Origin of the sequence: uncultured Finegoldia sp., assembly GCF_947252345.1 — a bacterium.
In the GTDB taxonomy this organism is placed as follows: Bacteria; Bacillota; Clostridia; order Tissierellales; family Peptoniphilaceae; genus Finegoldia.
The window spans coordinates 1-13,331 of record NZ_CAMXVC010000006.1; the positions used below are offsets into that span (position 1 = coordinate 1).

The 13,331-nt window shown below is 36.2% G+C and carries 8 protein-coding genes; all 8 read right to left on the bottom strand.

Annotated elements, in window-relative coordinates; genetic code table 11:
• Nucleotides 1-102: 102 nt before the first annotated feature.
• The gene (locus Q0X02_RS02090) at nucleotides 103-1,680 is read right to left on the bottom strand and encodes a cell wall-binding repeat-containing protein (protein ID WP_297810833.1); all 1,578 of its coding nucleotides are present in this window, start codon (nucleotides 1,678-1,680) and stop codon (nucleotides 103-105) included.
• Nucleotides 1,681-2,148: 468 nt separating this feature from the next.
• Nucleotides 2,149-4,119 (bottom strand): cell wall-binding repeat-containing protein, encoded by a 1,971-nt coding sequence (locus tag Q0X02_RS02095; RefSeq protein ID WP_297810836.1) that lies wholly within the window; start codon nucleotides 4,117-4,119, stop codon nucleotides 2,149-2,151.
• A 67-nt stretch (nucleotides 4,120-4,186) separates the two neighbouring features.
• The gene (locus tag Q0X02_RS02100; RefSeq protein WP_297810840.1) at nucleotides 4,187-6,022 is read right to left on the bottom strand and encodes an ABC transporter ATP-binding protein; all 1,836 of its coding nucleotides are present in this window, start codon (nucleotides 6,020-6,022) and stop codon (nucleotides 4,187-4,189) included.
• Entirely contained in the window at nucleotides 6,006-7,808 is a 1,803-nt protein-coding gene (locus Q0X02_RS02105; RefSeq protein WP_297810843.1) for an ABC transporter ATP-binding protein, read from the bottom strand. The genes Q0X02_RS02100 and Q0X02_RS02105 overlap by 17 nt, the downstream gene beginning before the upstream one ends.
• A gap of 79 nt (nucleotides 7,809-7,887) precedes the next feature.
• On the bottom strand, nucleotides 7,888-8,553 hold the full coding sequence (locus Q0X02_RS02110) for a sensor histidine kinase (protein ID WP_297810847.1): 666 nt from the start codon (nucleotides 8,551-8,553) through the stop codon (nucleotides 7,888-7,890).
• A 7-nt stretch (nucleotides 8,554-8,560) separates the two neighbouring features.
• The gene (locus Q0X02_RS02115) at nucleotides 8,561-9,256 is read right to left on the bottom strand and encodes a LytTR family DNA-binding domain-containing protein (RefSeq protein WP_297810849.1); all 696 of its coding nucleotides are present in this window, start codon (nucleotides 9,254-9,256) and stop codon (nucleotides 8,561-8,563) included.
• Nucleotides 9,257-9,336: 80 nt separating this feature from the next.
• The gene (gene galU / locus Q0X02_RS02120) at nucleotides 9,337-10,200 is read right to left on the bottom strand and encodes a UTP--glucose-1-phosphate uridylyltransferase GalU (protein ID WP_297810852.1); all 864 of its coding nucleotides are present in this window, start codon (nucleotides 10,198-10,200) and stop codon (nucleotides 9,337-9,339) included.
• A gap of 531 nt (nucleotides 10,201-10,731) precedes the next feature.
• The gene (gene clpB, locus Q0X02_RS02125; RefSeq protein WP_297810855.1) at nucleotides 10,732-13,317 is read right to left on the bottom strand and encodes an ATP-dependent chaperone ClpB; all 2,586 of its coding nucleotides are present in this window, start codon (nucleotides 13,315-13,317) and stop codon (nucleotides 10,732-10,734) included.
• Nucleotides 13,318-13,331: the final 14 nt, after the last annotated feature.

The window sequence follows — 13,331 nt, forward strand, 5'->3', positions numbered from 1 at the left end:
TAGTGCAAGATAGGAATTACTTCCTTTCTTACACTATTTATGGTACTAAAAAGAGAGGCAATCGCCTCCCAAATTTTTAAAATTTTATTTTTTAATTACAAATTAATTTAGATTGAAAAATCCTGCTGGATCTGTTGTTTCATCTGCAAACCAAATATCAGCATATCCGACGTTGATTGAAACTCCCATTACGCTAATTGTGTTCCAATGTTTTAGTCCTGTAATAACAGCATTGTGGCCTGTAGACCTTTTCCAAATATTAAGGGCTCTTGAAGCTGCATCTTCTCTTGTGAAATCACTCATTGCAGAAATTTCGTATCCATCCACCTTGAAGTTTGTCAATTCTTTTGGTTTGTTCCACATACCTTCTTGGTGTTTGTGATCTTCTGTATACATTACGGGTGACCATTTTCCATTGTTTGACCAGCTATGAAGATTAGCTTCGATTCCTCTGTTATCCTTCCAACTTTCGCTGTAGTATTTGTTTTGGTCGTTGTTGTGAGTTCTGGCAACAAATGTCAATGATTTAGAAACTTTTAGTGGTTTCAACCCTTTTGATTGACGGTATTCGTTTACCAATTTTGCTAATTCTTCTTCTCTTAATGAAAGCGGTGTGTTGATGTCGAAGTTAGAAAGGTTAGTATCTTTTACTCGTTTTGCTTGTTCTGTAGGTTTCTTTTCTTGTTTTTCTGGTTTCTTTTCTTGTTTTTCTGGCTTCTTTTCAGTCTTAGCTGGCTTCTTTTCTTGTTTTTCTGGTTTGTATGTGCCAGTTAATTTTTGATATTGTGTTTTGGAAACTGAATTTTCTCCACCAACAATTGTGACGTTTTTGATGCCAGCCTTGTCGATATATGATTTTATGCTGTCAATTGCAGAATCATCTGACAATAAAATTCCTGTGTTCATTTTAACTGCAAGTGGTGCTGCAGACAATGCATCTGGATAATCTCTTCCATCAGCTATTACAGCCTTTTCAGTTTTGCCGATTTGTTTCAAAACTTCGATTGAAGTATCGTTTCTGTTCTTTCCAGAAATTCTATCTACATTTTCCAATCCTTTTATATTTACTGAATTTTTACCACCAATTATAGTGCTAACTTTTTTTGCTTCAACGCCTTTTGGTAATTTTTTTCCGTTAGTTAGTACAAGAGTTTTGTTTTTTGAAATAGCAAAAGGAGCTGCTGACAATGCGTCGGCAAAGTTTTGTCCATTGGCCAATACAATATTTTTTGATTGTAATGCTTCTGCTACTTTTGTTGATGTTTCGTATCTGTCATCTCCAGAAATTCTCGTGATTTTTTTGCCTTTAGTTTTAAGTGTTTTTTCTACACTTTTAGATACAGAGCCCTTACCACCGATAATAATAACTTCTTTTGCCCCAAGTCTGTCGATTTCTTTTTGCAACTCAGAAGAAGCCTTTGATTTTTCAGTCAATAAAACTGGTGCTTGATTAGCAAAGTTTCCTGCTGTCAATGCATCGGCGAATTTTTCTCCGCTAACTACGACAACTTTGTCGCTTTTTTCAAAAGCATGCTTTGCGATTGCTATTGATGTTTCATATCTGTTGTTGCCTTTAATTCTTTGAACGTCCACTTCTTTTTCTGCAAATGACACTTGTGGAACGATGTTTGCTAGCATAACTCCTGCTAACATCAAACCTAAAATTTTTTTGTTTTTCATAAATTTTCTCCTTCTACAACTAATATTCTATCCCTTTTAATTAGGATACTGTTTTAGTTTTTACAGTTATATTATACCCCTTAAAAGTGTAAAGTTAAATCTTTTTTTTGATATTATACCCTAGCGAAATAGTATGTATTAGTAAACAGAAATTTCATTAGTGATATTTGTGCAAGAAGTTTTCATTTTCATCGTCACTTACTTTAAAAAAATTTTAAATTTAGCAGACATTCATGCTAAGAATATCATACGGATGAAATTGCTTTGGTTTCAAATCGAAACAATCCGTCAAAAATTTGACCGCGTAAGCGAAGCGTGCTTCAAAATTTAGGATTTTGGGATTTAGAAATCAACAATTTCAGTAGTCTAGATATTCGTGCATGAAGTTTGCTAATATTATTGTATAAATCGTGCATGAAGTTTGCTAATATTTCTCATAAAAAAATGGTCCCTATAAGAGACCATTTTTTATCTTACTACTACTGCCATTTGTCTTGACATATAATTTTCAGAAACTTCTGAGTATGATTTTGTGATTTCGTTTGAGTACCAAGGATCTGCCAAGTAGAATCTGTTTGATTTCGGATCGTAGCCATTGATACAAATTCCGTGGTTGTTTGCGAAAAATCTCTTTCCGTGAACATTTGTTGACCATCTCGGTTTTTCCCATCTCAATGTTCCGTAGTACATAATAGAATTTCCGTTTTGAAGTTCTGCCAATATATCTCTCATATTTGAGCCTGAAATATTTTCCGCCTTACCATTTGCAAATCTGTTCGCAAATTCTGTCATTGGCTCAGGATTCATATACGTCGCCATAATGTTTTTGTGGTAGTATTCGTCCCAAACGTATGGATTTTTTGAGAAACCTTTGTTGTTGTCGTTCGTATTCATTGGAAGTTGATTCAAAAACTCGTTGTAAGTGTAATCCATCGCGTATCCTTTTGCTTGCAATGCGTGATACATCGCTGTCGGCTCGCAGCCTATTGGTGCTGGCTTTTGTTTGATTCCACGTTGTGATTTTGGTGTGATTTGGTTCATTATGTTTGGAACTGTAATGTGAACTGTAGCAAAATCTTTTGGATTGTAGTATTTGAATCCTTCTGGTCTTATCCACCCTTTTATTCCGTTGAACGACAAATTCACCCACTTGTCTTCTATTTTGACAACTTTCAAAATTTTGTTGACTGCAACGTCGATGATTTTTTGTGCGGTGTCTTTCATTTCTGTCAACAAAGAAACCGCTTTGTTATTAACAACGTAGTCTTTTAATCTGAAGATGTTTTTGTCAACCGTGTGAACTTTTATCAACTCTCTTTTCAACAATGCGTTTTTAATATTTGCGAAGCAGTCATCTGAAATGGAAGATGTTCCTCCAAACACGAATGATTTTTCTTTTACATCCAAATTCTTCAAATAATTTTCTGTTGTCTGTGATTTTGTAGAAATGAACGATTCGTCCTCTTCAAGTTGGATGTTGTTTTTAGGAACAAGGACGATTGGACAGTCGATTTTTTGACTAACTGGTGCTGCTGCGAGTGCATCTGCATAGACTTCTCCGGTAGTGAAGATTGCTTTTTTCGCTTTTGGATGAGAAATCTTCGCCACTTCAACCGACGTTTTGTATCTGTCAACTCCGGCAATTCTTGTCGAGTTCAAATTAAGAATGCTGTCTATTTCAGATTTTACAGAATCGCTAATGCTGTTAGTTCCACCTACAATATAGCTTTTGACGATTTTCGATTTGTCAATTGATGACAAGTAATCTTTGATTGACGTTGGCAATTCGTTTTTTCTCACCAATAGAATTGGAGATTTTGTTTTGTTTGCAAGTCCAACTGAACTCAAACTATCTGCGTAATTTTCTCCACTAGCAAACACCAAAGTGTCAGCATCTTTCTTGTTATTTGCTAATTTTGCGTTGACAGCGTATCTGTCATTTCCGTCGATTCTTTCAACTTCGATTCCCATTTCTTTCAAAAATTCTTCAACATCTTTGCTGATTGTCTTTTCGCCACCAATGATGTGAACTTTTTTGATGTTTCTGTTCTTAAGTTGTTCTCTAGTATTTTCGTTTAGCTTTGAACCTTCAGTGTACAAAATCGGCATCTTACCGTCAGTGATGTTTCCAGAGCTTATAGCATCTGCGAACACTTCGCTTGATGTAAGTACAACTTCTTTTGTCTTGTTAAAAAACTCATCGTGAATCTTGTTTGCAGATTCAAATCTGTCTTCTCCTTCGATTCTATCGAGCGCATTTTGCTCCGTGACAGCCTTATCAACGTCGTTGACTTTTTGTTCATTTTTTTCAGCAGAATTTTCAACTTGTGCGTTTTCTTCGATTTTTGGCGAAATAATATTCTCGCCATCAGCAAAACTGATTTTGGAACTCAAAGACAACGCCAACAATAATGCTAAAAAGATTTTCTTTTTGTTCATTTTTCCTCCTAAGTAAAAGTACTGTTAACTACAAGTATATCACTGTTAGAAAAAATTTGCCAAAATCCTACACGTAAAACTTCGCTTGTGCATCCCACATTTGCCTGTACAAACCGTTTAGCTGTAATAATTCGTCGTGAGCTCCAGTTTCAGAAATTTCTCCCTTGTCGAACACGATAATTTTGTCGGAGAATTTGCAACTAGACAACCTGTGTGAGATAAAAATTGCAGTTCTGTCTTTGATTATTTCTCCCAATTTCTCGTAAATTTCAGCTTCACTTATAGGGTCAAGACTCGCCGTCGGTTCATCCAAAATCAAGAACGGACTATCTTGGTACAACGCTCTTGCAATGGCGATTTTTTGTTCTTGACCTTTGGAAACGCTAATTCCATTTTCGTCGATATCTTTGTACAGATAAGTTTGGATTCCCTTGTCCCATTTTCGAACATCATCGTACATTCCGACATCTTTGAGCGATTGAACTACTTTTTCTTCGTCGTAATCCATTCCCGAAGCAACATTTTGTGCCAATGGATATGCGAACAAATTAAAATCTTGGAACACAACTGAGAATATTTTCAAATACTCATCGTATCTGTATTTTTTGATGTTAATTCCATTCAACAAGATTTCCCCTTCAGTAACATCGTAAAATCTAATCAACAACCTCACAAAAGTAGTCTTGCCACAACCGTTTTGCCCTACAATCGCCAATTTTTTCCCAAGGTCGAATTTCAAATTGATATTTTTCAATACCCAATTGTCAGTTCCAGGATATTTGAAGCTGACATTTTTAAATTCGACTTCGTATTTTTTGTCGGATCTTTTTTCCGTAGTCAAACTTCCATTGTAAAACTCCGATTTTTTGTGCAAATAATCCATCATAAGTTCTGCATACGGAGTGTTGCTCTTGTACAATGCAACGCCTTCCAAGAATTTCGACAAGTTACTCGTAAAATTGATCAAACTTCCCAGATATTGACTGAGCATTCCTATTGAAATAGCTCCAAGTAATGATTTGGATACTACGACAAGATAAATCAACAAAACTTGTAATTTCGAGAAAAATTCGCTGAGTATTTTGTAAGTGACGCCTTCTGTCGACATAATTCTATCGAAAAATCCACCAGGATTAAAAATCCCACATTCATTAAGCATATTAGCTGCAATATTATATTGATGATACATTCTCGTATCCAGCATTCTGCTTTTATCTTTCATTCGCCAACAATAAAATGAGAACACTCGATTTCCAAATTTTCCTTGTTCAGCTATTTTGTTCCAAATTTCAAACTGTTTTGCGTTGAATTTCTGTGAAATCCATGATAAAAATACAACCACTACAATCAACAAAACATTTATCCAAGAACTATTCAAAAACGAAAAACTTTCTGGTGCATTCCAGCTTGTAATGAGAAATTGATACGACAACACCAAACTACCTATCATCGCCAATAAAGATTCCAATATCATATCGTAGGCATACAGCACTCTTATAATTCCGAATTCACCGATATTTATGTTTTGTTCTATATTCGATTTTTCTCCAATAATGTCTGTGTCTTGGGATTGTTTGTAATCCAATTCATTGAATTTTTTGGATAAAATATGAAAAAATATCTCGTATTTCTTGTCCTTGTATGTGTTTTGGATTTTATTCGTCAAAGCAAGAATTATTTGAATGAAAAACACTGACAACAACGCAATTACTGCCCATTTACCTATAAATTGTACAGGCATCTTATTGACAATCCCGTCTATCATTCTAGCAGATGCGTAAATACTAATTAACGGGAAAACAGCAGTGAATAAACAGTTGAGAGTGTAGCTGATGATAAGTTTTTTGTAATTTTTCCACAAAACACTCCAAGTATCTTTGAATAGTTTAAGATTCTTTTGCATTGTAGTCCTCCCTGTAATATTTCGCTTGGGTGTCGAACAAATACTTGTACGTTCCGCCCTTTTCCATCAATTCTTCGTGAGTTCCACGTTCTTCAATCCCCTTATTTCCAATCAACAAAATGTAATCGCAAAATCTCGTCGAAGCCATTCTATGAGAAATAAAAATCGATGTGTGGTTTTTCGTTAGTTCATTGTATTTGTTGTACAAGTCCCTTTCTGCTAATGGGTCAAGCGCTGCTGTCGGCTCATCCAATATCAAAAACTTAGAATTCTTGTACAAAGCTCTTGCAAGAAGTAATTTTTGAGTTTCTCCCCCTGATAAAACAGGAGAATCTTGGTAGATGTCTTTTTCAATCGTGTTGAATACTCCATTTGGAAATCCCTTAACCTTATCGTAAAGGCCTGCCAATTTCAACACTTCTTCCACGCCTTCCACATCATCTGTGGATTTTGATTGGGTTACATTCATGTAAATTGTTTCCGGCAATATCGAATAATCTTGGAACACCGCAGAGAAAATCTCGTAGTATTTTCTTCTGTTGAGTTCTCTCAAATCAATTCCATTGACAAGCACACGACCTTCTGTTGGATCCAAAAATCCTATCAAAAGCTTGATCAACGTAGTTTTACCCGATCCATTGAGTCCAACTACAGCCACCTTTTCTTGTGGGTTGACTTGGAAGTTCACATTCTTCAATACATATTCGTCACTACCAGGATATTTATATCCCACATTTTCGAATTTTATCGTAATATCATCATCTGGATTTAATTCGATTCCGCCATCCTTTTTGAACTTTTCTTCCAAATCTACAAACTCTCTTACAGTTGCGATGTCCTTCGCTTCCATAAAAAGCACACTTAAAAAATTGAACAATCTTTGAACATCGTAGCCGAATTTTGTTTGTGCAGAAAAAGCCAACAAGAACATACTTGCATCGATTTTGCCATTTACTGCAAAATTTATTAAATAATAATATGTAACGGAATTTCTCAAAAGGTTGAACACGCAATCCAAGAAATCTGCCATCAACATTTTGTTGCCCATCTTGTTCATGAAATCATCGTACAAGACAAAAACGCTGTCGTAAATATCTTCCAGCCAATTTCCAAGCCCAAACATTCTGATATCCTTGGCGTGTTTGTGGCTACTAACTGAATTAATGTAGTTGAATTCCTTTTCAAACTTAGCTTGCGTTTTTCTATTATCGTACTTCCATTGTTTAAGTTTTTTTGAATACATAAAACTAATCAAACTAGCGATAATAGACACCAAAATTATGAAAATAGGAAGCCTTGCAAGTAAAATCAAATAAACACTCGTGCTGATTAGTAAATACAAAACGTCTTTCATCGTAAGCCAGATATGTTCTGTAGCTTTGTCATTTCCTTCTAAGTTTACGTTCGCTTTTTCGGATAAATCCAACACATTCTTGTCCAATGTCATCTCGTAATCCATCGACAAGAATTTTTCGATACATTGATTTAACATCAAAGTTCGAATGTAGATTTTTTTCGGCAAGATTCTCAAATCCAACGACTCTTTTGTCGCAGAACAGATGAAAATCAAAACCGCAAACACAACAACAGTAAGTATAATCGTTGTGAAATCTTGTGAGTTTTCAACCATTTTGATAATTTGTGGAGTAAAGTACAACTGTAAAATATCAATTCCAGCCGTCGTTATAGCCATAATTATCAGAATGAAAATCAAACTTTTTTGGTTGTTCCACGCAAGATTGAACATAAATTTAATGTTATCATTTGTAGAATATTTTTTCTTCATAACTACCTCCCAATAATATCTTAACCGAAATATTCTCGTATTTACGTTTTAGGGATAAGCACATCAAAAACAGGGATGACTATATCAAAATCTCCGTCGTAAAAGCATTGTCCTCTGAATTTCTGTTGATGTAACCGTCGTATTTGTCCACGATTTCGTCGATGCTGATAAGTCCCAATCCTCTGTTCTCGCCCTTTGTCGATTTGAAAATTCTGCCAAACTTCTCCTGTTTTTTGCTACTTGTCTTGTTAGTAAATGAAATGTACAATTTATTTCCCTTCATATCCATATAAATCCTAATAAACCTGTCCTCTTCTGGCAAATTTCTCACCGATTCAATCGCATTGTCGAACAAATTTCCGATAATCGTCGCCAAATCGATATCCTCAATATCCAAAATATTGGAAATCTTGCACTCGGCGATACATTTTATATTTTCATTAGTCGCCATAGTTATCTTGGAATTTAAAATAGCATCCGCCATCCTATTTCCCGTCCTAATCACAGGAGCGATTGAATGCAAATTCTCATCCAAATTATCCAAGTAGTTCTTGATGGATTCCATATCATTTTCAGCCACAAAAGAACGCAAAGTCTGCAAGTGATTTCTGTAATTGTGGCGAAACTTTCTGATATCGCGGTACATATTCTCCACTTCTTGATAATGAGTGTTCAACAGTTGTTGTTGATATTCAAAAATATCTTTTTTAGAGAACAAAATCCTAATTTTATTTAAAAACTTCATATCTCACCTAATAAAACTCAATAATTTTTCTGTTAAGCTCGTTGAACTTCGCATTTGACAGCAAAAATTTGCTATCATTTTCCAACAAAACATAATCCTTCTTTGTTTCTGCAATTTTTTCTATATTTATAATCTCCGAACGACTCACCTTGAAAAACCTATCGTCCAGCATATCCATAAGTTGCGTCAACGTCATCCTAATTCTGTAACTTTTGTTTTGTGCGAAAATGTCAACGTAATTTTTGTCCGAAATGCAACTGAAGATATCCTTCAACAGAATTTTCGTGGCGATTTTCTCGTCCTTCACAACGATAAATTTTTCGAGATTGTCCAATTGACTTGTCGCCTTATCCAAAATCTCAAAAAGTTTTTCCTTTTTTATCGGCTTAATCAAAAAATGCAGAGCGTCCACATCGTAGCCGTATCCGATGTATTCCGGATAACCACTTATGAAAATAATCTGAATATCAGAATTTTTCTTCCTTATCTTCTTGGACAATTCCACGCCATTAATCTTTTTCATCTCAACATCCAACAACAAAATATCTATCAAATCTTTCTCATCGTAATTGAATATGAAATTTTCCCCCGATGAAAAAAGCTTAGTTTTTAAATCAATTTTGTTGATATCTGCCCATTCTTCGCAGTATTTCTTATACAAATTTCTTATATTTTCTTCGTCATCTACGATTGCAATATTCATAACACACCTCTGTCTTATTTTATCACAACAAATAATTTTCCAATAAAAAAGCTACTGACAACTTGTGCCAATAGCCAATATTATTTTTCTCGCAAAAATTCCAACAATTCGTCCTTTATTTTCTCATCATGAAGTGCGAAATCAACCGTAGCCTTCACAAACCCAAGCTTGTTACCGACATCGTATCTCTTGCCAATAAAATCATACGCAATCATCTTGCGTTTTTCTGCAAGCTTATTTAAAGCATCAGTCAATTGAATTTCATTGTTCTTGCCGGGTTTCGTTTCGTGAAGAATCGGAAAAATATCCGGCGTTACAATGTATCTTCCAAGAATTGCCAAGTTAGTTGTAGCCTCTTCACGGCTTGGTTTTTCAACCAACGACTCAACCTCAGTAATTCTATCCGAAGTCTTCACACCATTCACAATCCCATACTTGTCTACATCTTCCCACGAAACTTCTTGCACACCCAAAATCGGCGATTCTTCCCTATCGTAAATATCAGCCATTTGTTTGATACAAGGAAGTTCATCAGAAGTATTGTAAATAATATCATCACCCAACAAAATCGCAAAAGGCTCATCGCCAACAAAACTTTCCGCGTATTTTATCGCATCTCCAAGCCCGTTTTTCTTCTTCTGTCTAATAGTGTAAATGTTCGCCATCTTCGAAAGCTCGTGAATTTCTCCTGATATCTCCGAAGACTTCTTGTTCAATTCGTATTCCAATTCGAAATTCACATCAAAATAATCTTCGATAGAGCCCTTATCCTTGCTTATAATAATCAAAATATCCGTAATTCCAGAATCCACAACCTCCTTTACAATATGATGCAAAGTTGGTTTATCGTAGATTGGAAGCATCTCCTTCGGAACAGATTTCGATGCAGGAAGCATCCTCGTACCAAAACCCGCCGCAGGAATAACCGCTTTTCTTACCTTCATTGTCGCTCCTCGTGTTAAAATTTTACGCCATAAATCATTTGTCTCTATTAATATTGTAACAAGAAATGTTGATTTTTGCTATAAGGGGGCGTGTAGGTCGCAAGATTGAGATTTCGTAGATGCTTACAAAAAGTGCAAAACCGATTTGCACGCTCCTTCTTTTGATTCTTGCTGTGATAATTTCAAAAGCTTGTCCATGAAATAAAAGCAGATTACTGCATTTGCTAAGAATATCGTCTGGAGAAAATAATCAAAAATCCAAGCGAAATGACCCGTAAAAATCTCACTCGTGCCAGCCGAAGGCGCACTTGAGATTTTAGGGGCATGAGCGTGAGGATTTTTTTATTTTTGTAAGCCAGATATTCGTGCAAATCAGTTTTCTGATTTCTTCTGAGCCGAAACTGTCTTGATTTTGCCATAGTCCAGACGATGCGTGTTACGACTTTTATTTCGTATCTTGGTGTAGCGACAATTTTTCTGTACCACAACAAAAAATAGGCAAGACCTGTGATCTTACCTATTTCCTACAATCTATTTCTTTTTAATTCCCAATTCACCATCTACATTTGTGATAACGACAGTGTCTTTGTCAGTTACAGTTCCTTTTATCAATTCACGTCCAAGTTTTGTTTCGACGTTGGATTCGATAAATCTCTTAACCGGTCTTGCACCGTACAATACATCGTATGCTTTGTCGATAATCAAATCTTCTGCAGATTCGTCAATTTCGATAGTGATTTGTCTGTCTTCCAATTGTTTTTGCAACAATGAAACTTGTTTTTCGATAATCTTGTAGATGTCATCTTTTGTCAATGGTTTGAACATTACGATATCGTCAATTCTGTTCAAAAATTCCGGCTTGAATTTTGATTTCAATTCGTCCATTACAGCCGTTCTGCTGTCGGATGAAATATTTCCGTCGTCGTCAATTCCTTCAATCAAATCCATCGAGCCGATGTTACTTGTCATTATTATTATTGTGTTTTTGAAATCGACAGTTCTACCTTTGTTGTCAGTCAAACGTCCGTCATCCAAAACTTGCAACAAAATGTTGAAAACATCTGGATGTGCTTTTTCTATCTCGTCGAACAAAATCACTGAGTATGGTTTTCTTCTGACAGCTTCAGTTAGTTGACCACCTTCATCGTATCCGACATATCCTGGAGGAGCTCCGACAAGTCTACTTACTGCGTGTTTTTCCATATATTCTGACATATCTATACGAATCAAATTCTTTTCGTCATCAAACATATTTTCAGTCAACGCTTTTGCAAGTTCTGTTTTACCAACACCCGTTGGTCCAAGGAAAATGAACGATCCGATTGGTCTGTTGAGGGACTTCAATCCACTTCTAGCTCTGATTATCGCATCAGTCACGGCGTTGATGGCTTCATCTTGTCCCACAACTCTCTTGTGCAACAACTTGTCCATATTCAAAATCTTGTCACGTTCAGTTTCCACCAATTTTGTCACAGGAATTGATGTCCACTTGCTGACAACTTCAGCGATTTCATCTTCAGTTACGCTTTCTTTGATGATGGAATTGTCATCTTCGTCCATTTTCTTGTTCAATTCTTCGAGCTTGTTTTGAAGCTCAACTAATTTTCCGTATTTTAATTCAGACAATTTTTCAAAATCGTATTTTCTTTGAGCTTCTTCCATTTCATGGTTGACAGCTTCGATTTTAGATTTTGTGTTCTTGATTTCGTCGACTTTGGATTTCTGTTTCGTCCATTCCATATACATAGCGTCGAACTCGTTTTTCGTGTCTTGCAATTCTTTTTCCAAATTTTCGAGTCTAATCTTGCTCATCTCGTCGTCTTCTTTGTTCAAAGCGGCACGTTCGATTTCGAGTTGCAATATTTTTCTCTTAGTTTCGTCGATGCTTTCAGGCATAGAATCAATTTCTGTTCTGACCATCGCACTCGCTTCGTCCATCAAATCAATAGCCTTGTCTGGCAAAAATCTGTCCGTGATGTATCTGTCCGACAAAGTTGCCGCAGCGATTACTGCGTTGTCAGTGATTTTGATTCCGTGATAAATCTCGTATTTGTCCTTGATACCACGCAAGATTGAAATAGTGTCCTCAACTGAAGGTTCTTCGACCAAAACTTTTTGGAATCTTCTTTCCAATGCGCCATCTGTTTCGATGTACTTTCTGTATTCATCCAAAGTTGTAGCACCTATTGTTCTGATTTCACCTCTCGCAAGCATTGGCTTCAACAAGTTCGCTGCATCCATTGCCCCTTCCGATTTACCGGCACCGACCAATGTGTGGATTTCGTCGATAAACATAATAATCTTGCCGTCAGATTCTGCAACTTCTTTTAATACGGCCTTCAATCTTTCTTCGAATTCTCCTCTAAATTTAGCGCCGGCAATCAAACTTCCCATGTCCAATGCAAAAATAGACTTGTTCTTCAACGTTTCCGGAACATCGTTGTTGACAATTCTAAGCGCCAATCCTTCCACAATCGCAGTCTTACCAACACCCGGTTGACCAATCAACACAGGATTGTTCTTCGTCCTACGGCTCAAAATCCTGACGCTGTGTCTAATCTCGTCGTCACGGCCGATTACAGGGTCGAGCTTTCCTTCCTTCGCCAAGTCCGTCAAATTACGACCGTATTTTGCCAACACATCAGTCGTATCTTCCGGATTGTCGCTGTCAACTTTTTGATTTCCACGCAATGCCTTCAAATTTGTCTTGAAATTCGTAGAATTTATATTAAATCCCTTCAACAAACCAGCACTGACGCTGTTTTTTTCGTTCAAAATACTTAGGAAAATATGTTCCACCGAAACGAAACTATCTCCCATTGATTTTGCCTCGTCCTCTGATTTCAACAATATCCTTTGAAAAACAGTGCTAGGATAAACGCTAGATTGACTGTCGTTTTTAGGAAGAGAATCTATTTTTTTATTGAAAGCACTCACAACGCCATTGTAATCAGCTCCGATTTTTTGAATCGTCTTTGCAACAATAGAATCTGAATCGGATAAAAGCGCATAAGCCAAGTGAATATCTGTCACTTCAGGATTGCCCAATTTAATGGCAGAATTTTGTGCATTTTGAATTGCTTCAACAGATTTTTGTGTGAATTTATTTAAATCCATAAACATTACCCCCT